Source organism: Polyangium sp. y55x31, from assembly GCF_029946505.1.
In the GTDB taxonomy this organism is placed as follows: domain Bacteria; phylum Myxococcota_A; class Polyangia; order Polyangiales; family Polyangiaceae; genus Polyangium.
In genome coordinates this window covers 98,902-120,369 of the sequence record NZ_JARZHG010000015.1, presented here as the reverse complement: position 1 = coordinate 120,369, position 21,468 = coordinate 98,902, and the positions used below count along the sequence as shown (strand labels likewise).

Below are 21,468 nucleotides of genomic sequence, written 5' to 3'. Positions count from 1 at the left end.
TGCTTTGCCTCGCTGGGTGAGAACCGTCGTTCATAGGCCGCTGCGCAAACCTGGAGGGACGACGACGGACCCCGAGAAACACGCATGTGTGGGGGTAAACATACACGCGCGAATGGGAAGCCCCCTTGCCGGTTACGTAACCTCATGTACCCTGGAAACCCGTGGATCCTCATGCCCCTGCTCCGCGCGCCGATTCGCCCGCCCCATCGGCTGCTCCTGCGGAGGCGGACCGCCCGCGCGAAACGCAGCTTTTGACCACCGGTGAGATGGCGCGGCTGTCGAACAGCACGCTCCGCACGGTGCGTTTCTACGAGGAAGAAGGCATCTTGCGGCCCGCCCGGCGCACCGACGGCGGACATCGCCTCTTCGAGCGATCCGAGCTCGATCGGCTGATGCTCGTGACGGACATGCGCATGGCCGGTCTGTCGCTCGACGACATCAAGGCCATCCTCGACGTGAAGAAGACGGCGTCGTCGGGGTCGGCGGCCGCGCAGCAGGCTACGCGCGTCCTCGCCGCGCGGATCGACGAGCTGAAAGAAAAGCTCGCGGTCCTGAACCGCCTGCGCGACGACCTCGAAGAGACCACGAAGATCGTCGAGCCGTGCATGAAGTGCGAGGACGATCGAGGCTTCCCGACGGCGTGCGAGACGTGCACCGTGATGACGTCGCACCCGGTCCTGCCGCGGAGCGTGCGCGTGCTCTGGTCGATCAACCCGTGCAACCACGATCAGGCGCGCAAGGTCCCGGCGCAGCCTGGCGAGGCCGAGGGCGAGAAAGAGTCCCCTTGAGCGTCCGGCGGATCTGGACGGTCGCCGAAGCGAACGCCCTCGTGCCGCGCCTGTCGCTCCTCGTCGGCGAGCAGATGCGCCGCGCGTTCGACATCGACCAGCGGCTGCGCGCGATGCGCGCGCGAGGCCAGGGCGGGCGCTTGCTCGTGATGATCGAGGGCGAAGAGGCGCTCGATCCCGAGGAGCGCGCCCTTCGAGCCGAGCTCCTGGTCTACGAAGACGGCTGGCGCGCCATCGAGGAGCTCGGCGTTGCCGTGAAGGATCCGCGCATCGGCCTCTGCGATTTCCTCGGGCAGATCGAGGGCCGCGACGTCTGGCTCTGCTGGCGGTACGGCGAGCGCGCCGTCGAGCACTGGCACGAGCTCGACCAGGGTTTTTCCGGGCGCAAGCCCATCGGGATCCCGTCGAAGCCGCTGTATAACTGACCATCATGATCGATCGCAGAGCAGCCGCGCGGGCCGTGGAGGATTTTCTGCGCGCTCTCGGGCACGAGCCCGTGGGCGAGCTCGAGGGCACAGGCGAACGCGTCGCCGACGCATGGGCCGACGACCTGCTCGAAGGCGAGTCGATCGACGCCGCCGCCGTCCTGCGCGAAGGCTCGCTCGGCGTGACCGACACGGGCACGGGCATCGTCGTCGTGCGTGATCTCGCGGTCACGACGATCTGCCCGCATCACCTCTTGCCCGCGTTCGGCTCGGCGATCGTCGCGTATCAGCCGGGCGCGCGTGTCGCTGGGATCGGCACGCTCGCGCGTGTCGTCGACGTCGTGGCGCGCAGGCTGACCTTGCAGGAGCAGATCGGCGCCACGGTGGTCGACCTCATCGGCCGCGAGCTCGAAGCGAAGGGCGCGCTCTGCAAGCTCTCGCTCACGCACACGTGTCTCGTGTCGCGAGGCGAGCGGAAAACCGGGGCGATCGTGGAGACCCTGTCGTTCGGCGGATCGTTCGCCACGAGCGACGGGCGCGCGCTCGCGCTCGCGGCTCTCGGCCGCTGACGTTCGTCCGTTCGGGGTCATCGGCGTACGCCCCTCCTGTGGTGCGTGCTACGTTCGTTCGATGAACACCCTTTCGGATCTGCTGGAGGCGCTCCCGGCGCTACCCCTCTTCCCGCTGCCGAACACGGTGCTCTTTCCGGGCGCGCTCTTGCCGCTGCACATCTTCGAGCCGCGCTACCGCGCCATGGTGGCCGACGTGCTGAAGACGCACCGCTCGATGGCGATCGTCATGATCACGAACGAGCGGCCCGTGGACGCGCACGGGCATCCCGAGATCGCAGAGGTCGCCGGGCTCGGGACGATCCTCGACCACACCGAGCTTCCGGGCGGTCGGTACAACATTCTCGTCCGGGGCCGCGCGCGGGTGCGTCTTTCCGAGCTTCCGTTCGAGCCGCCGTACCGGCGTGCTGCCGCGGAGGTGCTCGTCCCGCCGGACGAGGAAATCACGCAGAGCGAGCTGTCGGCGTTGGTATCGACCGCGACGTCGTTCACGCAGTTCGTGCGGGAGCGGGATCGAGGCTTCGAGTTTCGCTTGCCGCGCGACGCGAAGCCGGCTTTGCTCGCCGATCTCTGCGCCCACCATCTCGTGCTCGACGCGCGCGAGCGTCAAGCGATCCTCGAGACCCTCTCGCCGCGTGCGCGTGTTCGCCGCGTAGCTGAGGTCCTCGCGATGCAGAGGCACACGCTCGCGCCGGGCGGGCGCGAGCTGAATTGAGCGCGGACATCGCGTGCGCCGCGCTCCTCATGGGCTACTCTGGCCGCCCATGACCGTGAACGTCCCCCCTGCCTCCGCCGTCGCGCCGATGATCGTCAAGCACCCGGGCTGTCCCGAGTGGGGCCTCGGATATCTCTCGGAAGAACGCGACGACAAGCGCTTTTACGATTTCGAGGATGGCATGAGCCACTCGATCGCCAAGGCCTTCTGGTCGAAGCTCGAGCCGGTCACGCTCGGCGCCGCGGAGGCGCGCGCCCTCGAAAAGAAGGTCCGCGGGCTCAAGGATCAGAGGTCGCCGTCGGGCAAGCCGAAGCAGAAGGCGGTCGCGCCCGTCCTGCCGAACTTCGACGCGCAGTTCGCGCTCTTCCTCGAGATCTTCCCGGGTGGCTTCACGAGCGCGCGTTTCGCCAAGGAGGAGCGCGGCGCCGAGGACCCGAACCCGACGGCGAAGAAGGCCAAGGCGACGCGCGCGATCGCGGCGGCCACGGCGCGTGATCTCCTCTCGCGCGAGGTGCTCGACAAGCAGATCCAGGCCGGCGCGTTCGCGGAGATCGTGGCGAACGTGCGCACGATCCACAAGGCGGCGACGGGCCTCCTGCACCCGCTCGGCGACATCATCCCGTTCAGCAAGATGGCGGCCGAGCACGACCGCGCCGTCGCCGAGGCGGTGCGTGATCTGCTCCATGGAAGCGACGCGTACGACGCGCGCTTCGATCGGCTGGTCGCGGTGCTCGGCAAGGCGAAGCTCGCGACGTGGCCGCTCGCGACGGTGCTCTCGGCGCTCTTGAACCCGGAAGAGCACGTCTTCGTGAAACCGTCGTTCTACGAGAAGCAGGCGGCGATGATGAGCTTCCCGCTCAAGTACGAGCGCGCGCCCAGCGCGGCCGCGTACGAGCGCATGCGCGCGCTCGTCGACGACATCGCGCAGAAGCTCACCGAGAAGGGCCAGACGCCGCGCGACAAGATGGACGTCTACTCGTTCATGTCGCGGACGATGTCGCCGCAGCAGCCGCCGAAGAAGGGCTAAGCCCCTTCGTCCTCTTCACCCAGCGAAAGCGTTCCGTCGAGCAGCTCGCCGAACGTCGCGGCGCGGTGGGCGCGTGCAGGAGATCCGAGCGCGACGAGCTCGTCCTCCGGTAGCACGCGTCGCACGACGTTCGGCCCCGTGGCCGCGTTCGGCTCGATGAGCACGCGCGTGCCCTCGACGGGCGTCTTTCGCTCCACGCCGAGCCAGCCGGCTTTGCGCGTGGGCGGAGGCTCGGCCGTGAGGCCGTCGATCTCCCAGGTCGAGTAGTCGTCGACGCGCTCGTCGCCGCGCGCATCGGGCACGCGCACGCTCGCGACCTTGCGCGAGGCCGGCGGGCGCTCCTCGGACTCGGGGAGCGGCTCGGCTTCGGGGTCGAGGATGCCGGGCAAGGCGTCGTCGAGCGGCAGCTCGTCCTTGAGCGAGCGCGGTTGTCGTGACGAAGCGGGCGGAACGAGGTCCGGCGTGGACTTCGAAACCTTCGTCTCCGGCGAGCCGGGCCAGTCCTGGTCGTCGTCGTCGCTCAAGCGTCACCTCGGGAGGAGGGCCCGTCGAGCTCGGCGAGCACCTCGGCCCATACCGTGCCTCGCGCGAGCTCCGCGCGCATCCTCGCCGTCGCGCCGGCGTTGCTCACGAAAAACCGCGCGCGCGCCTCGACGCGCTCGATCCGCACGACCCGCGCGCTCTTGCCGCTCGCCACGGAGAGCGCGCCTTCGAGCGCGATCTCGCAGAGCTCGTCGCCGTCCGCGCCGAGCGGGGACTGTCCCACGACGAACACGAGCGCGCGGCCCCACCGTTCGAGGTCGAGCGCGCCGAGCCCTGCGAGCGCCCACGCGGCGGCGAGCTCGGAGAGCGCGGCTTCGGGGCTCGCGTCGAGCATCGTGCTCGTCGGATCTGCGCCTTCGGGAGCGAGGCGTTTGGCGGCGGCGCGACCGATCGACTCGCCGAGGACGCGACCGAAGACGCGACGCGCGGCGGGGCTCGCGCCGCCCCAGAGCGCCATGAGCGCGGAGGCGGGCACGACGAGGCGCGCCTCTCCGCCGAGCCGCACGAGCCCTTCAGCGAGGTCGAACGACAAAGTCCCCGCGTTCGTGTACATACCCTACCCGTGTCGAGCGGCCTTCGGAGCCCGACGATCTCGGACTTCATCGTTGTAGGGCGTCGCGCCGAGGGGTGTCAAATGGCGGCTTCGCGCTCGTCGCGCGGGCGCTGGGCCATCGGGTGGGCAGGACTGCTGGTCGCTGCGGTTGCCGCGTCCGCGCCCGTGGCCGCTTCTGCGTCCGCTTCCGGCTCCGCGTCCGCTCCCGCCTCCGCCTCCGCTCCCGCGTCCGCCCCCGCTACTGCACGCCCAGCCGGCCCCTCGGTTCTCCCCGCGCGCGAGCGCCCGCGTGCCGCCGCCGTCCCCAGGGCTGCCTGTTCCTTCCTCGCGCCCGTCTGCGTGCATGCCGCCGCCTCCGTGGCCGAGGGCTCGATCCTTCGCGCGCTCGCCTCCGCCGAACGCGCTCTTCGCGCCATGATCGCGCTCGGCTTGCCGCTGCCCTTGCCCGACGACGATCGCGGCGGCGATGCGCGGTACGACCTCTACCTCGTCGAAGACGCTCTCCCGCCGTTCACCGTGCCCGACGGCATTGCCACGGGCGGCGCCTGGGACCGCGCCTCTGCGTTCACCGTCCTCCCGCCGCCCGATCCCGCGGCCGGCTGTGAGCTCGACGCTGCCGTCACCCGCGCGCTCGCCCATGCCGCCGTCCTTCGCCTCGACGCGGGCGCCGAACCTTCCGCCATTGCGATGGTCGGCTCGGAGCTCGCTTCCACGATCGTCGATTGTGGCCTCCTCGACGCTGCGGCCGTCGACGATTTCCAGCGCGCTCCCGAGCGTTCGCTCACCACCTTCGCAGACCCCGACGAACCTACGGGCGCCTTCCTTTTCACGCGTTTCCTCGACGAAAACTACGGCACGGGCATCCCCTCCGGTGTCCTTTTTGGCCTCCTCGCCGTCGCTGGCCAGCGCACCGACCCTTCCGCCCTTCATTTCGCCAACGAGCCCGACGTCTTCGACGCCTTGCGCAGCAATGCTCGCGCCCGCGAAAAACCTTTCGAGGACCTCCTCCTCGATTTTGCCGTCGATCGTGCCTTCGTCGGCTCGCGGAGCGACGGCGCGCACCTCGTGGACGTCGATCGGTTCGGTGATTTCGGCCGCGTCCGCTTCGAATGGTCCGTCACCTACGACACCCTTCCGCGACGGCTCGCGCCGGTCCGGCCGATTCAACCGACCGGCGCGACGTACCTCTGGCTCGATTTGCAAGGCGCGCCCGAGGACGCCGAGATCACGTTCGCCGCGGACTGGGAACTCGGCGTGTTTTTCCACTGGGCGCTCGTGAAGATCGACCGCACGGGGGCCGAGGTCGGCCGCGTGGCCATCGCCGGCATCAACGGCGCGACCCACGCCGATCGCTCGATTCGCGACCTGCGTGGCCTCGCGGGCCTTCTGGTCGTCGGCGTGAATGCGGGCAGCATCGATCGGAGCCACCCGTTCGACCCCGATGAGGGCCCCGAATTGCCGCGCGCCTATACCGTCACGCTCTACAAATGATTCAGGTGACGGCTTTTACTCGCCGTCGAGGTGTCGCAGGAGCAAACGCGTCAGCCATGCACGGAAGCGCGGGCCCGCGTCGTCGCCTTCGAGCCCCGCGTTCGCGAGCATCGTCGGTCCGATGACCGATGAGCCGAGCAGCGCGAGCGCCACGAGCACCACGACGTGCGCGGTGTCCTCGTGTGTCTTCGGGTCGAGGCCCTTCTCGCGTCGCTTCACCTTGCGCATGGCGTGCGTCGCGTCGACGACGTCCGCGAGCCGCACGTCGACGGGCTCGGACGGCTGGCCCTCGAGCGCGAGCCACATGAGCACGCGCCCGTGGCCGCTCTTTGTCAACGCGTCGAACACGGCTTCGAGCATCGCCGCGAGGTGCGCCTCGTCGCCGCTCGAAGCCTCGATCGCCTCGATCAGTTGCCTGTGAATCGATTCGAGCGCGCGGCTGCACACCGCCTTCACGAGCGCCTCGCGGCTGCCGAAATGGTGGAGCACCGTCGGGTGCGACATGCCGGCGTCGGCGGCGACCTCCTGCAGACGGATGCCCGAGGGGCCGCTCGACACGAGGCGCTTCGCCGCCGCCTCGAGGATGAGCGCGCGCGCGCTTTCGGCGTCCCGACGAACGCGGGGCTTCGGTTTGCGACGCGAGGTGGACACGCCCCCAACGTCGCATGCTCCGGCGTCGTCGACAATCTTGTCGGTTGTTATTGACAATATTGTTCATAGGGCCCATCCTCCGGAACACCCTTGATTTGGAGGTCTTCCTCATGGCCAAGTCGCACAGCCGCATCGAGCTCGGTCGCGCGCTCCGCGCCGCCCGCACCCTCGCCGCCGATCCCGACGACCTGCCGCAGGTCTTCACCATCATCGAGGCGCTCTCGGGCGGCACGCTGCAGCGCATCGCCGACCGCATGGCAAAGAGCGACACCGGGCGAAAGCTGCTCGCCGAGCGCTCCGACATCGTCGACGTTCTGGCCGACCGCGAGGCGCTCGCGCGTTTACCCGAAGGCACGCTCGGTCGCGCCTATCTGGCCTTCGTCGAGCGTGAAAACATCTCGGCCGAGGGCATCCGCGCGGCCGCCGAGCGCGGCACGACGGGCCGAACGCCGCTCCCCGAGCCGGTCGAATGGGTGCACACGCGCATGCGCGACACGCACGACCTGTGGCACGCCGCGGTCGGCTACCAGGGCGACGTCCTTGGCGAGACGGCTTTGCTCGCCTTCACCCTCGCACAGACGTACAACCCCGCGATTGCGCTCATCGTCGCGATCGGCCTGGTGAAGACGATCGGCCGTCCCGAGGCGCGCCACGTGATCCTCGATGGTTTCCGCCGCGGCAAAAAGGCGGCGTGGCTCCCCGGCCAGGACTGGGCGTCGATGCTCGCGCTCCCGATCGACGAGGTGCGTCGCCGCCTCTCGCTCGAAGCGCCGCCGGTTTACACGCGGGTCCATAGCGTCGAGCTCAAGGTCGCCGCCGCCGCCGCGTGAGGCGCGCCGGATTCAGGTGACGATCGGCACGCACAAGCTTTGCGAGCCGTTGATCGTCCCCGCCGCATGTCCGAGCAATCCTTGCAGGAAATACCCGGGCGGGCAGGTATCCGTGAACGGCACGCCGCCGGTGCCGCCGAAGGAAGGCTCGATGCTTCCCGGCGATCCCATTTGCACCCAGGGCCGCACGCGCGCGCAGCGCACGCCGATCCGATCGAGCGTCGTCGCGGCGCGGCCGCGCACGGCGATCACGGCCTCGCTTTGCGGGCATTCCGAGGAAAACTCCTCCCCCGTCGTCGCCCCGATCATCGGCCTCTCGTCCCGATTCGCGAACGTGCCGTTCTCCAGCATTCGCGCACAAACCAGCCCGAGCGCGCCGACGGTCGTATCGATCCGCCCCCGAAGCCCGACGACGAGCTCGTTTTGCGCGCACGTCAATGCGTAAGGATCGCCGGTCGTGCTGCCGCGCAGATCGAGGAGAAGCGGCGTGGTCGCGTCGATCGTGAACGTGGTTTGAAGCCCGGCGGGCGGGATCGGAGGCGGGACCTCCGCGTCGGAATCGACCGTGTAAAGTTCGGACGGCGGGGGAGAGGGTTCGCACGCGGCGAGGGCGATGCACGCGGCGAGCATGAGCAGGAGCTTCGCAGGGGAGGGGGGCGCGGGCATGGTGAGAGGCGAGCGGGCAGCGGGTGTGCCAGGGGGCGCGCGCGTTCGGAGAAACCTCCCCCTTTGCCCCAGCGCCCAGAGTTGCTACGCCTTGGCCCCTTCTCCGAGCTCGCCGAGCCATGAGCGAAACCAAGGAAAACCCGAGCGCCGCCGATCCCGAAACGGACCAACCCCGCGAGGCGGAAACGACGGAGGAGGCCCAAAAGGCCGCCGCGGGTGAGCCAGACGTACCCGAAGAGGAAGAGTCCACGGAGGCGGAGGCGGGTTCGGAAGCCGAAGCGGAAGCGGGTTCGGACGCGGACTCGGAAGCCGGAGCGGACGCGGACGCGGAAGCGGGCGCGGACTCGGAAGCGGACGCGGACTCGGACGAAGCCGACGACGAACCCGAACCTCCTCCCGCCCCCGAACCTCTCCTCCGCCCTGGCAACCCTCTCCAGCTCGTCCGCGGCGCCTCCACGCTCGCCACCGGCGCGCTCGTCGCCTTCTTCCTCATGGCGCTGCGCCCGCAGTACCGCGCCTCCGTTCCGATCGGCATCCTCGCCATCCTCGTCGCCACCTTCGGCCTCCTCGATCTCTGCGGCACCTTCGACGACCCGGAGGACCGCGTCGCCAAGCGGCTCGCGCTCGCCGACCTCACCGAGCCCCTCGGCCTCTTCGGCGGCTCCGTCCTCGGCCTTTTCGGCGCGGTCTCCCTCGCCGTCGCTGGTTACATCGGTCCGATCGGCGCCGGCCTCGCCGTTCCTGTCTGTTTCCTCGGCGCCGTCGTCGGCGTCTACCGCATCGGCGACAAACTCGGCGCGTGGGAGAGAAGTCCCGGCGGCAAACCCATCCCGCTCCTTCGTCGTCACGGATTCTGGCTCGTCACCCTCGTGACGCTCCTTTATTTGCCGGCGCTCGGCAGCCATTCGCTCAGCGATCCGTGGGAGACCCATTATGGCGAGGTCGCGCGGGAGATCCTCGCGCGGAACGATTGGATCTCGCTCTGGTGGGCGCAGGACGGCTGGTTCTGGTCGAAGCCCATCCTCGATTTCTGGATGCAGGCGATCGCGATGGCGAGCTTCGGCGTCCGTTATCAGCCCGGCGCCATGCTCTCCGCCGTCGCCGAGGGCCGCGAGCCCTGGCCCGAGTGGGCTGTACGTTTGCCGATCTTCCTGCTCACGCTCGTCGCGACGTACCTCCTTTACAAGGCCGTCGCGCGTGTCTTCGGTCGGCGCGCCGGCTTCCTCGGCGGCCTCGTGCTCACCACGATGCCGCAATGGTTTTTGGTCTCGCACCAGACCGTGACCGACATGCCCTTCGTCGCCACGATGTCCGCGGCGATGGCCCTCTTCCTGCTCGGCATTCACGAGGACGCCGAACGCGAGGTGCGCGTCTACGAGGTCTCCGCCTTTGGCGCGAAATACCGCCTCTCGGCGTATCACCTCGTCCTCGGCGTGATCATCGCCTGCGCGCTGCCGCAGATCCTCTACCTGCTCTCGCGCAACGTCGAGATCATCCCGAAACCGTTCTCCCTTCGTTTCCACGCGGACGCCTTCCGCTCCGGCTCGCCCATGAATTGTGGCCTGCCGGGCAACCAGCCCTGCGGCGACGCCTTCCCGGTGCTGAAGGGCCTCCAGCCCGCGCTCCAGGCGATCCTCTGGATCCAGGCGCTCGGCCTTTTGCTTTACATGTGCTGGGGCGAGCGGCGCGCGCAGCGGCTTTATTTCCTGGCGGCCTGGTTCTTCGCCGCCCTCTCCACGATGGCCAAGGGCCCCGCGGGCTTTGGTTTGCCCGTGCTCTGCGCCCTCGCGTACATCGTCGTTTCGCGCCGTTATCGTGACCTCCTGCGCCTCGAAATCGTCGCCGGCCTCTTGATTCTGCTCTCCGTGGCCCTGCCGTGGTTCGTCGCGATGTATGCGCGGCACGGGCAGCCGTTCACCGATCGGCTGCTCTTCCACGACATGTTCAAGCGCGCCTTCACGCACGTGCACGACACGAACGAGGGCGACGACGTGGGCTTCCGCTTCTACGTCTGGCAGCTCGGCTACGCCATGTTCCCCTGGACCGGCCTCGTGCCCGCGGCGCTCGTCGCGTGGCTCCGGCGCCGCGAGGAGGGCGATCGCAAGAGCGACGCCTCGATCTTCCTCGCGATGTGGTTCCTCTTCGCATTCGCGCTCTTCACGCTCATGCTCACGAAGTTCCACCATTACATCATGCCGGCCCTCCCGCCGGCCGCGATGCTCACGGGCATTCTGCTCGATGAAATGGTGCAACGCTCGGGTGCGCGAAAGATCACGGATACCTTCGCCGAGCAATACGAGCGCGTCCTCTGGGGCGCCTCCGGCATCGCGGGCGGCCTGCTCGTCTTTTTCGTGGGCCGCGATCTCGTGGGCGCGCGCGAGGGCATGCTCGGGCCGGTGCGCCTGCTCCACCTCTTCACGTACAACTACAAGCGGCCGTTCCCCTCGACGCTCGATTTCCGGACCGCGCTCATCGTCTTCACCTGCGCCGCCTCCATCTTCACGCTCGCCCTCGTCTGGGCCCGCGCCCGCCGCCACGTCGTCACGGGCCTCTGCGCCGTGTCCGTGCTCTTCGCCGCTTGGGGCATCGACGTGTATTTCGTGAAGACCTCGCCGCACTGGGGGCAACGCGAGACCGTGCTCGCGTATTACCGCGCCAAACAGGAGATCCCCGGCCCCATCATGGCCTTCCAGATGAACTGGAAGGGCGAGAACTTCTACACGGGCAACTCGATCCCGGCCTTCGTCTCGAGCGGCAAGAAGTTTCAGGATTACGTGCTCGAGCAAAAGAAGAAGGGCGTGAAGACGTTCTACTTCATGACCGAGCACGGCCGCATGGGCTCGCTCGCGAACGAGCTCGGAGGCCCGCGCATCTTCGACAAACTCACGACGCCGGAGCTCAACAACAAGTTCGGGCTGGTGCGCGCGACGTTCGAGTGATCAGGGGCAGGCGTCGAGCGCGCTGATCCCCCGGGGCTTCGTCTGCGCCGTGGGCGACGCGCGCCATTGCTTGTAATACCGGCAAGCCGCGTCGTGGTCTCTCTGGGCGAGCGCGGTCGCCGCGAGGTGGAAGAAGACCACATCGCCCGGCAAAATGCGGTACGCCTCCTCGAAGAGGCGCCGCGCCTCGGCGAAGTCCCCCCGATCGGAGGCGGCGAGCGCCTCCTTGAAGGCCCGCTTCGCGAGGGTTTTCGAGGTCTCCGGACAGCCGTCCTCGTCCTCGAACCCATCCCGGTTCTCCGCTTCGTCCGGGCAATGGTCGTTCGCGTCCGCGACCCCGTCTCCGTCGTTGTCGAGGTCGGGGCAGCCGTCGTCGTCCGTGAAGCCGTCCTGATCCTCGGGTTCGCTCGGACAGAGGTCCCGGTCGTCGGGGATCCGATCGTGGTCGGCGTCGCGCCACGCCGTGTCCTCCGACGCGCCGTCCGCGCGCGCCGAAGCCGCGACGGGCGCGGCGACGTCGACGACGGGCGTCGCCGAGCGCTCGGGCTGAGCTGCACAACCGACGCAGGCGAGCACGAAGAGAAAGGACGAGCCGAGGCGCACGGCGGGAGTGTCGGCGCGATGCGTGGCCGGAGCAACGGCCTTCCGTGGGCAACATGCCCGGGGCTGTCCAGGCCCACGGGATGGGGCTACGCTTGCGCCATGCGCTCGCGCGCCACGCTCCAGGATGCCCGCTTCGAGCAGACCGATCCGCGGCGCCTGGTCGAGTACCACGACCCCGAAGAGTTCGATCGCATCGACTTCGCCATGCGCGCCCTCGACCTGCTCCGGCCGAAGCGGCTGCGCATCGCCGTCTACAAGACCGTGAACGCCGTGCAGATCGAGACCGTCGAGGACCTGTCCCGCGAGGGCTACCGCATCGCGAGCGTGGGCATCCCGCCGCACGCGAGCCGCGAGCACATCGCCTATGCGCTCGCCGAGCTCGCCGGGGTCGCGTCGGTGCCGTACGTGGTGCGGACGCTGCTCGCGATGGAGCGGTCGAGGCCGTATCGCTAGCGGCCGAATTTCTTCCGGAGCGCCTCGCTCACGGCCGGCGGCGCGTAATGGCTCACGTCGCCGCCGTGGCTCGCGATCTCACGCACGAGCGAGGCCGAGACGAATCCGTAATTCGTGCGCGTCGGCAGGAAGACCGTGTCGATGTGCGGCGCCATGTCCGCGTTCGCGTGCGCGATCTGCAGCTCGTACTCGAAGTCCGTCGCGGCCCGCAGGCCCCTCACGATCACGCGCGCGCCGACCCGCTCGCAATACTGGAAGAGCAGGCCCTCGAACGAGTCGACCGTGAGGTTCGGGATGTTCTTCGTCACCTCTTTGAGGAGCGCGAGGCGCTCGTCGAAGTTGAAGAGCGGGTTGCGCGTCGGGTGACGGCCGATCGCGATGATCACGCGCTCGAAGAGCTTGGCCGCGCGCTCCATCAGGTCGAGGTGCCCGAGCGTCGGCGGATCGAAGCTGCCTGCGTAGACGGCGATCGGATGCTGCATGGCTCAGCGCTCCGGGGCCTTCTTCGGGGGCTTCGATCCGCCCGGCGCCGCGTTGCCTGCGGGCGGCGTGTTGCCTGCCGGCGCGGGCGCGGGCGCAGGTGCGAGACCACCACCCGGCGGCGCGAGCAGGCCACCCTGCTCGCCGAAGCCGAACGGCGAGGTCGCGGGGATCCCCGGCAGCTCCTCGGGGATCGGCTGCCCGCTGCCGCTCTGGGCCAGCATGCGCTGGATGAGCAGCGTCGTGTCCTCGAGCCACATGAGGCGGCCCTCGTCGCCGAACGTCACGCGGAACGGCGCGAGCAGGCCCGTGCCGAGCACGCCGTCGATGTCGAGCGAGATCTGACGCTCGATCTGCTCGACGGGCGTGCCGAACACGCCGGGCACCTTGGGCACGTCGAAGGCGCCGAGGCGCACCATCGGGACCACGCCCTCGCGCAGCTTCTGCTCCGGATCCTCGGCCACGATCTTGAGATCCTTCGCCACGGAGCCCGCCTTCTTCCAGCCGCCCTCGTCGAGCGCGAGCGGGAAGGTCATCGACGTGTCGAGCAAGAGGCTCACGGGCTCGCCGCGCTCGCCGCCGAACTTGCCGCGCAGGATCATGCCGCCGCCGCGGATGTACGAGAGATCGACGCGCGTCGCGTCGGGCGGTGGGGGCGGCGAGAAGCTACGCGCCACGAACTGATGGCCGTCGTAGTCGATCGTCGCGTGCAGGTGCCGGAGCAGGTTCACGCCGAGCAGCGCCTTGATCGGCGCGCCCATCTGCTTCGAGACGCCCGAGAGATCCTGCGTCAGCGCAGGCACGTCGTGCACCTCGAGCTTCTTGCCGAAGCGCAGCGAGATCCAGCTCGGCTCGGGGCGCGTCGCGCTGTCGAGCACGACCTCGGCGTTGCCCGTGGAGATCATCGCGAGCGCGCTCTCGCCGTCGATCTCGACCGGCACCACGAAGAACGGCGCGAGAGGGCTCACGTGCGGGAGCTCGACGGCCGCGACGAGGGCGCCCGAGAGCGCGAACGGCGTGCGGCCCGCGCCGCGACGCGCGAGCTTCGTGATCCCCTTGGCCCAGTCGTCGACGACGTCCGGATCGTTGAGCATCGCGTCGAGCTGATCGGCGGCGGCTTCGAGGTCGCCCTTGTACCAGTGCGCGCGGCCGCGCAGGCCCGAGGCCTCCGAGCCCTTGATGCCCTTGAGGAGGCGGAGCGTCTCGGCGTAGTCGAGCCGCGCGAGCGCGATGCGGGCCGCGAGCTTGCGGACCTCGGGGTCGTCGGGGACGATCGCGAGCGCCCGCTTCACGGCGTCGTGCGCGTCCTCGATGTCGGCGACCTTGAAGTCCTGCATCGCGCGCTGGAACCATTTGTCGGCCGTGGCGGGGCGCGCATTCTGCAGCGTGCCCGCGGTGGGACACCCGGAGAGGAGCAGCGCGAGCGCGGCCGCGCCGAGGAGGGAGACGCGGCCCAGCGGCCGATCGGAATCTCGTCGAGACATACTGCTTCCCACGGACGTTTCGCTTTCTACTTTCCCGCTTCGCCGGGAGCTTCGATCAGCAGGATCCGATCGGCTCGTAACTCCCTGCGGCTGCGCGAGGGAAGCAGATAGCCGAGAACCCGCGGAGGGTCGAGGTCCGTTCGCACGCCGGTCACGCAGAACTCGAGGTCCTCGGGCCCGCGATGGGCGGGGCGGTAGCGCAGACGCACGGGTCGCCCGATCTCGGCCGCCGCGACGGCCGCCGCGATGATGGCCGGGCGCGCGTAGCGTTGTCCGATACGAACGTGCCAGAGATCCCGAGGCGTCGCGGGCGCGAGCACCTCCCGTATTTTCTTCCAGACCTCGCGCAGCGCGTGCACGTCGTCCTCGGCCCGGTGCGCGCGGGACTGCGCGACGCCGAGCGAGGCGCAGAGCGCTCCGAGCGCGTGCGTCGGCAACGCGAAGGCGCGGCGCGAGAGGATGAGGGTATCGAGGAAAAACGGAAACCGTTCGGGCCGGTTCGCCCGCGAGAGCTCCGCCTCGAGGAACGTCACGTCCCACGAGGCCGCGTGCGCGACGAGGATGCCGCCGGCGCACACGCGGAGGAGCTCGTCGGCGATCTCGGCGAACGTCGGCGCGTGCGCGAGGTCCTCGCGCTGGATGCCGTGCACGTGGGCATTGCCGAAGGTGCCGTCGTCGGGACGCACGAGCGTCGTGAGCGATGCCTCGACGCGGCCTGCGCGCGTGCGCTCGGCGCAGAGCTCGATCACGCGGTCGGACGTGGGCCTGAGGCCCGTCATTTCCAGGTCCAGGAAGACGAGCGGCGCCTCGTCGATGGGATCGTCCCACGGCGATCCCGATGGCGGCCCGGCTGCCTCCGCGGTTGCCATCAGCCGCTCGACTTGGGCTTTGCGCCAGCGCCGCGCATCATCGCGATGACGGGCTTGATCGTGTCGGGCTCCATCATGGCGATCTGGTTGAACGTGCCGCCTTCGGTAAGCCATGCGCCGCCGTCGATCGTGATCACGTCGCCCGTGATGTACGCCGAATAATCGCTCACCAGGAATGCCGCGAGGTTCGCGAGCTCCTCGTGCTCGCCGTAACGACCGAGCGGGATCTTGCTCTTGCCGAAGCTCTCCATGCCTTCCGGCACGAGCGCCTTCCACGCGCCCTCCGTGGGGAAGGGACCGGGCGCGACGCCGTTCACGCGGATCTTGTATTTCGCCCACTCGACGGCGAGCGAGCGCGTCATCGCCATCACGCCCGCCTTCGCCGACGCGCTCGGGATCACGAAGCCCGAGCCCGTCCACGCGTACGTGGCGAGCAGGTTCAGGATCACGCCGCCCTTGCCCGCCGCGATCATCCGCCGACCGGCCGCGAGCGTCGCGTGGAAGGTGCCGTTCAGCACGATGGAGACGACGGCGTTGAAGCCGTTGGGGCTCAAATCTTCCGTGGGACAGAGGAAGTTTCCGGCCGCGTTGTTGATCAGGATGTCGATCGATCCGAACGTGCGCTCGGCCTCGGCGACCATGGCCTCGACCTCGGGGAAGTGCCGGACGTCGCATCGCACCGCGAGCGCTTTTGCGCCGCGCTCGCGCACCTTTTCGCACGCGGGCTCGATGTGCCCGGGGTCGCGGCTCGTGAGCACGAGGTTCGCGCCGAGATCGGCGAGTCGCAGCGCCATCGAGAGCCCGAGGCCCGTGCCGCCGCCGGTCACGATCGCGGTCCTCCCTTGCAAGCATCGCTCTTTGAACATGCGGAGCCTGTAAGCGATGGAGAGCGCGGGGCAAAGACCCGCGGCCGGAGGTGCTCTTTTTTTTCGTGCGGGGGGCCGCCAGGCCGGGCCATTTGTTGCTACATTCAGGCTGTGCCAAGGCCTGAGCTCTCCGAGCGATTGGGGGCCTCGCTCCTTTCGACGAGCCCCTCGGATGTTGGTGACGCCGACGTGGTGGGCGGGCACGACGAGCTCGACGGCTCGTTCGAAATCGATGACGACCTCACGCTGGCGAACCCGACGCTCCTCCATCCCGAGAGGCGGAGCCGTGATCCGCTGACGCTCCCGGTTCTCGCGTTGAACCGGCATTTTCATCCTGTCCAGGTGACGACCGCGCGCCGCGCATTTCTGCTTCTCTTCGGCGGCGCCGCGCACGCCATCGACGAGGCCGGCGAGGTGCACGATTTCACCTCCTGGCGCCGCTTGCCCGTTCGCGACACCGACGACGGCCTGCCCATCGTCGGCGGCTCGCTTCGCGTCCCACGCGTCCTGCACCTGCGCCGCTACGAGCGCGTCCGCCGTCCGACGGTGCGCCTCTCGCGCCGCAACGTGATGCTGCGCGACGCACACCAGTGCCAGTACTGCTTGAAGCGGCCGCCCGTGCGCGACCTCAACATCGACCACGTCGTGCCGCGATCCCGCGGCGGCGTGGACTCGTGGGAGAACCTCGTCACCGCGTGCCGCCCGTGCAATCTGCGCAAAGGTCGGCGCACGCCGGAGGAGGCCAGCATGCGCCTGCTCCGCCCGCCCACGGCGCCGCGCTGGTCGGCCTCCATGCTCCTTTTGCTCGGCAGGCCCGAGCCGTTCAAGGAGTGGGAGCCGTTCCTGAAATCCGCTTAGAGGGTGTTCCACAGGCTGCTACGCAGCTCGATGCGTCGGTCGGCCTCGAGCCGCTCGCGACGCCTGTGAAACACCCTCTTAAAGCTCGTGCCGCTTGCGCACTTCGAGCGTGACCGCGAGCTCGAAGCGCTCGCGCGACTGCGTCGTCGGGAACCGGAGCGCCGCCACGATTCGTTCGAGGCACGCGCGCGCGTCGTCCGTGCCGTAGGTCGTCGCTTGTTGCGAGGCCACGTCGAGCGTCGCGCCGTCCTCTTCGATCCCGAGCTTCAACGCGATCACGCCCGTCGAATCATCGGGGTCGAGGCACGAGAGAAACGCGCTCTCCGCGTCGCGCAGCACGGCGCGCACCGCTTCCGCGTCGATCGCCGCCTCGGAGCGCACCGAGACGACGTCCACGACCATGCTCGAAACCGGCGCGCGCGCGCCTTTCGCCGCGGTCTCGGCCGTGGGTTCCACGACCTCGACCGGGCCGCGTTCGTCCGGACAGCCCACGAGCATCATCGCCATCGCGAAGATCGCCGCGGCTCCCGGGCCTCGATGCAGACCTCGTCGCCTCACTGGGTCAGTACAATCGCCCCTTCTTCATTGCAGTATGCCACGAGGTTCCAGCCTTCTCCGGTGCAAATAAAAAAATCCACGCAATCGGTCAGGCAAACGGTTTCGAAGCACTGCTCGGCCGCGACCGCAGGGCAGTCCGGGTTCTGCAGATCCGGCTTGCAGCCCGTGGTCTCGCCCGTGTGGTCAATCACAGGTTTGGCGCAACCATCGGGCGAAGTGCCGGCGTCCGGGTCCTCGCCGCCGCCGGGGCAGTGCTCGGCGAGACGCCAGGCGCCGTCCAGGCAATCGTAAAGGGCCGCGCATGTCGGGTCGTCGCACGTCCCGCCGCGGCCGACGGGGCAGCCTTTTTCGGGGATCTGACCGCAAGGACGAACCTCGTAGGGGTCGTCGCACGCGGCCGGGAGGGCAAATGCGAGGGGGATCACGAGCAGCGCGAGCCTGGCGGGGAGCCTACGCATGACGGAAGGATGCCTCGGCGCGCGCGTCGGGGCGAGGTGACGCACGGGAAGGAGGCAGGATCGGGTAGGATGGCCGCCATGCGAGCCTGCGCGACAGCCTCCTTCTTCGCGACGTTGAGCCTCACTTTCGCGGCGCTGTTCTCGGCGTGCGCGAGCGGATCGCCTCCCGAGGCGAGCTCACCCGAAGCTTCACCGGACAAGGCCGCGAGCAGCGAGACGGCGGCGCCGAAGGAAGAGGCGAAGCCGGGGCAAGGCGCGGCGCCCGCCGATCAAGGCGCGACCGCGGCCGCGACGCCGCCGCCTGCGCCGCGCAAGGCGCCGGAGAAGGCGTCCGACTGCAAGGACATGCTCGCCGAGATCACGAACGAACCGCCGGCGAGCGGCGTCGTGATGAACAACGCGCAGACCGCGGGCGACGCGGGCGCGAGTGATCGCTTCCAGTCGATGAGCGACCTCGTCAAGGCGAAGCGCGACGCGTTCCGCTGCTGCTTCGATCTCTGGGCGAAGAACAACCCGGGGCAGAAGGGGAAGGTGACGTTCGTCTTCGAGCTCGCGCCGGACGGCCGGCTGAAGCAGTCGCAGATCAAGCGCGAGGCCAGCGACATCACGGCGCCCGAGATCGAGAGCTGCATGCAAGAGGTGGCGAGCGGGCTCGTGTACCCGAAGTCGCCGAGCGGCAAGGACACCATTTTCTCGTACCCCTTCGAGTTCAAGGCGCGCCGCTAGGCGCCGGACGAGCCCTTGACGAGCGATTCGAACCCTCCCACACGCGGCCAGGGCCTCGGCGGCGCGCACAACGCGTACGTCGAGCTTCTGCGCGACTCGCGCGGCCTACGTCGCGAGCAACGCGAGGCGCGCGACGCCTGGTTCTCGAAGCTCGCCGAGAAGCAGAAGGACGAGATCCTCTTCGAGCTCGAGATCCTCCTGAAGGGCCTCGCGTGCTTCGCGAACCCGCGCAACCACCCGGGCTCGGGTCGCAGACAAACCATCGTCAGCCACGACTTCCGCGAGCAGCTCGCACACGCGAAGGAGGGCATGGCGCGCGTCGTGCAACTCGCGCGCATGATGCTCGGCGAGCGTGATCGCGCGTTCGTGTTCCAGCGCTACCTCGAGACCGTGCTGCCCGAGGACAACTCGCGCACGCGGCTCGTCTACGCGACGATGGCGCAGGAGTCGCCCGAGGCGGCGCTCTTCCTCTTGCGGCAGGCGTTCACGAACCTGATCGAGACGGGCACGGCGATGTTGCGCCTGCCGCGCGTGAGCTATCGCGTCTTCTACGCGCACCTCTCGATCACGATGCGCGAGATCACGCAGAGCGCGTTCTTCAACCCGCTCTCGGCGCTCGAGTTCCGGCCCGAGTTCGATCGCATCGCCTCGTCGGCGGTGCTCGAGCTCATGCAGAACGTGACGGGCGAGCATCCGCATCGGCTCGTGGCGCTCACGTTCCTGTCGCTCTACCGCATGCTCAGGTACCTGCGGCTGCTCGACGCGATCGCGCTCGACGTCACCGATCGTCGCGTGGCGGGGCGCGCGTACCTCGTGCTCGCGGTGCTGCGCAGCGACGGGCGCGCGCTCTCGAACTACCTGCGCAGGCGAGCGGGCGAGCTGCTCGCGGAGGGCTTCAACCGGGAGCTCGGGCGCGTGGGCGCGGCGGACATCGCGGCGCGGCACGGCACGCTCGTGGCCGAGGGGCAGAGGCTCTCGGCGATCAAGGATGCGCTGCTCACGGTGTCGGCGAGCCTGCGCATCGAGCTGCGACGAATCTTTGAGCACGAACTACCTCCCGCGGACGCGAAGCTCACGGAGCAGGACCTGCGCGCGCGGATCCAGGGCGCGACGGCGCTCCTGCGGCCGGCGATCGAGCTCTGCGTGCTCTTCCTCGGGCGCGCGCTCGGGGCGACGCTCGAGGAGGGGCGCGTCTTCGAGGACGTCGGCGTGCGGCGCGGGACGATCGCGCGCGTGCGGCAGAACGTGTGGATGTTCGCGCAGATCACGCGCGCGTTCACGAGCAAGCTCCGGCACGCCGATCCCACGAGCGACAGGTGGGCCGTGCCCGAGAGCTTCGGCTTCGTGCGCGACTTCCTCGGCTACTTCCGCGCGATGGGCTATCCGCTCGTCGTGCTCGGCGATTATCCACGCGCGAAGGATCTCGTCGCCTCGCTCGCGGCGCTGCGCGACACCGATCTGCTCGACCCCACGCGCCTCGACGCCGCCGCGCGCGAGTGCGAGGCCTTCTACGATTTTTCGATCCAGCTCTTCGAGCGCATGTCGCAACGCGAGCTCGCGGGCGTGCCGTTCGATCGTCCCGCGGCGGCGCGCTCGCTCCGGCTCTACCTCGGCGACTAGCTTGACGACGCTGCCGGGTTTTTCCCGCGCGCGCCGGCAAACCAGAACACGGCCGAGAGCGCGAGCGCGACGGGCAGCGTGAGCATGCCCCAGAACAGGCCCGCGCCCGACGTGCACTGCGCCTTCGAATCACCGAACGCGTCGCTCACCGCGCCGACGATCGGCGGCGAGATCAGATCGCCGAGCAGGTGGATCAGGAAGATCGACAGCGCCATCGCGCTCGCGCGCCGATCCTCGGGCACGGACTTCAAGATGGCGAGGTTTGTCGGAGCCATGCTGGCGAACACCGCGAGCTCGCACGCGCCGAGCAGCGCGAGGAAGCTCGTCGACGAGGGCGCGAAGAGCGCGAGGACGGCGAGCGGCGTGGCCACGGCCGACGAGATCGCGCAGACCCAGAGCGCCGCGCGCACGCGATCTTCACCGGGCACGCGCTCCGCGACGATGCTTCCGATCGCGGTGCCGACGAGGCCCGTCAGCACCGTGAGCTTGCCGAACGCGCCGTCGGCGACGTGCAGATCGAGGCAGAGCCTTCGATAGAGGAACGGCACGGCCCACTGCACGAAGCCACCGAGCGCGAACGTCTGCGCGATGTAGCCCGCGACCGTGAGCACGTACGAGCGGTTCCGCGCGAGCGCGCGCGTGTCTTCGAGGAAGCTCGCGACGACGCCGCGATCGTCCTTCGTCTGCGCGAGCTTGCGTGGAGGCTCGTGGAGCAGCAGCGCGACGAGCGCGAGCAGCACGCCGGGCCCGCCTGCGATGTAGAAGGCGTTGCGCCATCCGTAGCGATGCTCGAGCAAGCCGCCGAGGATGAAGCCGAGCGCGGAGCCCGCGGGGATCGCGACGTAGAAGATGCCGAGCCAGCGGTTCTTCTTCTCGGCGGGCGCGACGTCGTCGATGAGCGTGGGGCTCAGGGTCGCGTAGCTCGCCTCGCCCACGCCGACGACGACACGCGCGGCGAGCAGCGACGCGAGCGCGCTTGCGAGGCCCGAGGCGGCGGTCGCGGCGGACCAGACGAGCACGCCGGCGGCGATGAGGGCTTTGCGCGGGAACCTGTCACCGAGCCAGCCGAAGACGGGGCTCGTGACGAAGTAGCCGAGCATGAAGGCGCTCGTGACGAAGCCGAGCTCCTTGTCGGAGAGCCCGAGGTGTTCTTGGATGCGCGGTCCTACGGCCGTGACGACGAAGCGGTCGACGTAGTTCAGGAGGTTCAGGGCCGTGAGCAGCGCGAGGATCGCGCGCGGGCTCTTGATCACGGGACGAGACTACGGAAAGAGGCGCACAAAAACACGAATGGAC

At 69.2% G+C, this 21,468-nt stretch carries 24 protein-coding genes; 12 read left to right on the top strand and 12 right to left on the bottom strand.

The window, feature by feature from the left end:
- The first annotated feature begins 251 nt into the window (after positions 1 to 251).
- From QHF84_RS25360 to QHF84_RS25340, 5 genes are all read left to right on the top strand, one after another.
- On the top strand, positions 252 to 788 hold the full coding sequence (locus QHF84_RS25360; protein ID WP_281315987.1) for a MerR family transcriptional regulator: 537 nt from the start codon (positions 252 to 254) through the stop codon (positions 786 to 788).
- Complete coding sequence (locus QHF84_RS25355) at positions 785 to 1,213, top strand: DUF2203 domain-containing protein (protein WP_281315986.1); 429 nt, start codon at positions 785 to 787, stop codon at positions 1,211 to 1,213. Before QHF84_RS25360 ends, QHF84_RS25355 begins: the two co-directional genes overlap by 4 nt.
- 5 nt (positions 1,214 to 1,218) lie before the next feature.
- Positions 1,219 to 1,782, top strand: coding sequence for a GTP cyclohydrolase I (locus QHF84_RS25350; protein ID WP_281315985.1), 564 nt, complete (start codon positions 1,219 to 1,221; stop codon positions 1,780 to 1,782).
- Positions 1,783 to 1,843: 61 nt separating this feature from the next.
- A complete protein-coding gene (locus QHF84_RS25345; protein ID WP_281315984.1) occupies positions 1,844 to 2,497 on the top strand; it encodes an LON peptidase substrate-binding domain-containing protein in 654 nt (217 codons plus the stop codon).
- 49 nt (positions 2,498 to 2,546) lie between these two features.
- The gene (locus QHF84_RS25340; RefSeq protein ID WP_281315983.1) at positions 2,547 to 3,524 is read left to right on the top strand and encodes a hypothetical protein; all 978 of its coding nucleotides are present in this window, start codon (positions 2,547 to 2,549) and stop codon (positions 3,522 to 3,524) included.
- Here the strand turns inward: QHF84_RS25340 and QHF84_RS25335 are convergent.
- A complete protein-coding gene (locus QHF84_RS25335) occupies positions 3,521 to 4,048 on the bottom strand; it encodes a hypothetical protein (protein ID WP_281315982.1) in 528 nt (175 codons plus the stop codon). The genes QHF84_RS25340 and QHF84_RS25335 overlap by 4 nt on opposite strands.
- Positions 4,045 to 4,620: a hypothetical protein gene (locus QHF84_RS25330; protein ID WP_281315981.1), complete on the bottom strand. Its 576-nt coding sequence runs from the start codon at positions 4,618 to 4,620 to the stop codon at positions 4,045 to 4,047. The genes QHF84_RS25335 and QHF84_RS25330 overlap by 4 nt, the downstream gene beginning before the upstream one ends.
- Positions 4,621 to 4,977: 357 nt before the next feature.
- Here QHF84_RS25330 and QHF84_RS25325 point away from each other — a divergent pair, with 357 nt between their 5' ends.
- Positions 4,978 to 6,111, top strand: a complete 1,134-nt coding sequence (locus QHF84_RS25325) for a hypothetical protein (protein ID WP_281315980.1) — start codon at positions 4,978 to 4,980, stop codon at positions 6,109 to 6,111.
- A gap of 15 nt (positions 6,112 to 6,126) precedes the next feature.
- On the opposite strand, the gene QHF84_RS25320 is transcribed toward QHF84_RS25325, so the two are convergent.
- On the bottom strand, positions 6,127 to 6,762 hold the full coding sequence (locus QHF84_RS25320) for a TetR/AcrR family transcriptional regulator (RefSeq protein WP_281315979.1): 636 nt from the start codon (positions 6,760 to 6,762) through the stop codon (positions 6,127 to 6,129).
- Positions 6,763 to 6,872: 110 nt separating this feature from the next.
- Here QHF84_RS25320 and QHF84_RS25315 point away from each other — a divergent pair, with 110 nt between their 5' ends.
- Complete coding sequence (locus tag QHF84_RS25315; RefSeq protein ID WP_281315978.1) at positions 6,873 to 7,592, top strand: Coq4 family protein; 720 nt, start codon at positions 6,873 to 6,875, stop codon at positions 7,590 to 7,592.
- A 12-nt stretch (positions 7,593 to 7,604) separates the two neighbouring features.
- Here the strand turns inward: QHF84_RS25315 and QHF84_RS25310 are convergent, their stop codons facing one another.
- Positions 7,605 to 8,258 carry a hypothetical protein gene (locus tag QHF84_RS25310; protein ID WP_281315977.1) on the bottom strand — a complete coding sequence of 218 codons (654 nt, stop codon included), beginning with the start codon at positions 8,256 to 8,258 and terminating at the stop codon, positions 7,605 to 7,607.
- A 119-nt stretch (positions 8,259 to 8,377) separates the two neighbouring features.
- Here QHF84_RS25310 and QHF84_RS25305 point away from each other — a divergent pair, with 119 nt between their 5' ends.
- Positions 8,378 to 11,197, top strand: a complete 2,820-nt coding sequence (locus QHF84_RS25305; RefSeq protein ID WP_281315976.1) for a glycosyltransferase family 39 protein — start codon at positions 8,378 to 8,380, stop codon at positions 11,195 to 11,197.
- Here the strand turns inward: QHF84_RS25305 and QHF84_RS25300 are convergent, their stop codons facing one another.
- Positions 11,198 to 11,800 carry a tetratricopeptide repeat protein gene (locus QHF84_RS25300; RefSeq protein ID WP_281315975.1) on the bottom strand — a complete coding sequence of 201 codons (603 nt, stop codon included), beginning with the start codon at positions 11,798 to 11,800 and terminating at the stop codon, positions 11,198 to 11,200.
- Between the two features lie 99 nt (positions 11,801 to 11,899).
- Here QHF84_RS25300 and QHF84_RS25295 point away from each other — a divergent pair, with 99 nt between their 5' ends.
- Positions 11,900 to 12,253: a hypothetical protein gene (locus QHF84_RS25295; RefSeq protein ID WP_281315974.1), complete on the top strand. Its 354-nt coding sequence runs from the start codon at positions 11,900 to 11,902 to the stop codon at positions 12,251 to 12,253.
- Here QHF84_RS25295 and coaD read toward each other — a convergent pair.
- Genes coaD through QHF84_RS25275 form a run of 4 tightly spaced genes read right to left on the bottom strand, consistent with a single transcriptional unit; the run spans position 12,250 to position 15,952 of the window.
- Entirely contained in the window at positions 12,250 to 12,735 is a 486-nt protein-coding gene (gene coaD / locus QHF84_RS25290; protein WP_281315973.1) for a pantetheine-phosphate adenylyltransferase, read from the bottom strand. The genes QHF84_RS25295 and coaD overlap by 4 nt on opposite strands.
- A 3-nt stretch (positions 12,736 to 12,738) precedes the next feature.
- The gene (locus QHF84_RS25285; RefSeq protein WP_281315972.1) at positions 12,739 to 14,217 is read right to left on the bottom strand and encodes a hypothetical protein; all 1,479 of its coding nucleotides are present in this window, start codon (positions 14,215 to 14,217) and stop codon (positions 12,739 to 12,741) included.
- A 26-nt stretch (positions 14,218 to 14,243) separates the two neighbouring features.
- Positions 14,244 to 15,086: a 3'-5' exonuclease gene (locus tag QHF84_RS25280; RefSeq protein ID WP_281315971.1), complete on the bottom strand. Its 843-nt coding sequence runs from the start codon at positions 15,084 to 15,086 to the stop codon at positions 14,244 to 14,246.
- The gene (locus QHF84_RS25275) at positions 15,086 to 15,952 is read right to left on the bottom strand and encodes an SDR family oxidoreductase (protein WP_281315970.1); all 867 of its coding nucleotides are present in this window, start codon (positions 15,950 to 15,952) and stop codon (positions 15,086 to 15,088) included. The genes QHF84_RS25280 and QHF84_RS25275 overlap by 1 nt, the downstream gene beginning before the upstream one ends.
- 111 nt (positions 15,953 to 16,063) lie before the next feature.
- On the opposite strand from QHF84_RS25275, the gene QHF84_RS25270 reads away from it, so the two are divergent.
- Complete coding sequence (locus tag QHF84_RS25270) at positions 16,064 to 16,810, top strand: HNH endonuclease (protein WP_281315969.1); 747 nt, start codon at positions 16,064 to 16,066, stop codon at positions 16,808 to 16,810.
- A 78-nt stretch (positions 16,811 to 16,888) separates the two neighbouring features.
- Here QHF84_RS25270 and QHF84_RS25265 read toward each other — a convergent pair whose 3' ends face one another.
- The gene (locus QHF84_RS25265; protein ID WP_281315968.1) at positions 16,889 to 17,368 is read right to left on the bottom strand and encodes a hypothetical protein; all 480 of its coding nucleotides are present in this window, start codon (positions 17,366 to 17,368) and stop codon (positions 16,889 to 16,891) included.
- The gene (locus tag QHF84_RS25260) at positions 17,365 to 17,826 is read right to left on the bottom strand and encodes a hypothetical protein (RefSeq protein ID WP_281315967.1); all 462 of its coding nucleotides are present in this window, start codon (positions 17,824 to 17,826) and stop codon (positions 17,365 to 17,367) included. Before QHF84_RS25260 ends, QHF84_RS25265 begins: the two co-directional genes overlap by 4 nt.
- 78 nt (positions 17,827 to 17,904) lie before the next feature.
- Between QHF84_RS25260 and QHF84_RS25255 the strand changes: the two genes are divergently transcribed.
- Together QHF84_RS25255 and QHF84_RS25250 are read left to right on the top strand one after the other, a co-directional pair.
- On the top strand, positions 17,905 to 18,552 hold the full coding sequence (locus QHF84_RS25255; RefSeq protein ID WP_281315966.1) for an AgmX/PglI C-terminal domain-containing protein: 648 nt from the start codon (positions 17,905 to 17,907) through the stop codon (positions 18,550 to 18,552).
- 15 nt (positions 18,553 to 18,567) lie between these two features.
- Entirely contained in the window at positions 18,568 to 20,172 is a 1,605-nt protein-coding gene (locus tag QHF84_RS25250; RefSeq protein ID WP_281315965.1) for a hypothetical protein, read from the top strand.
- Here the strand turns inward: QHF84_RS25250 and QHF84_RS25245 are convergent.
- Positions 20,169 to 21,425 carry an MFS transporter gene (locus QHF84_RS25245; protein WP_281315964.1) on the bottom strand — a complete coding sequence of 419 codons (1,257 nt, stop codon included), beginning with the start codon at positions 21,423 to 21,425 and terminating at the stop codon, positions 20,169 to 20,171. The two genes, QHF84_RS25250 and QHF84_RS25245, sit on opposite strands and share 4 nt — an antisense overlap.
- Positions 21,426 to 21,468: the final 43 nt, after the last annotated feature.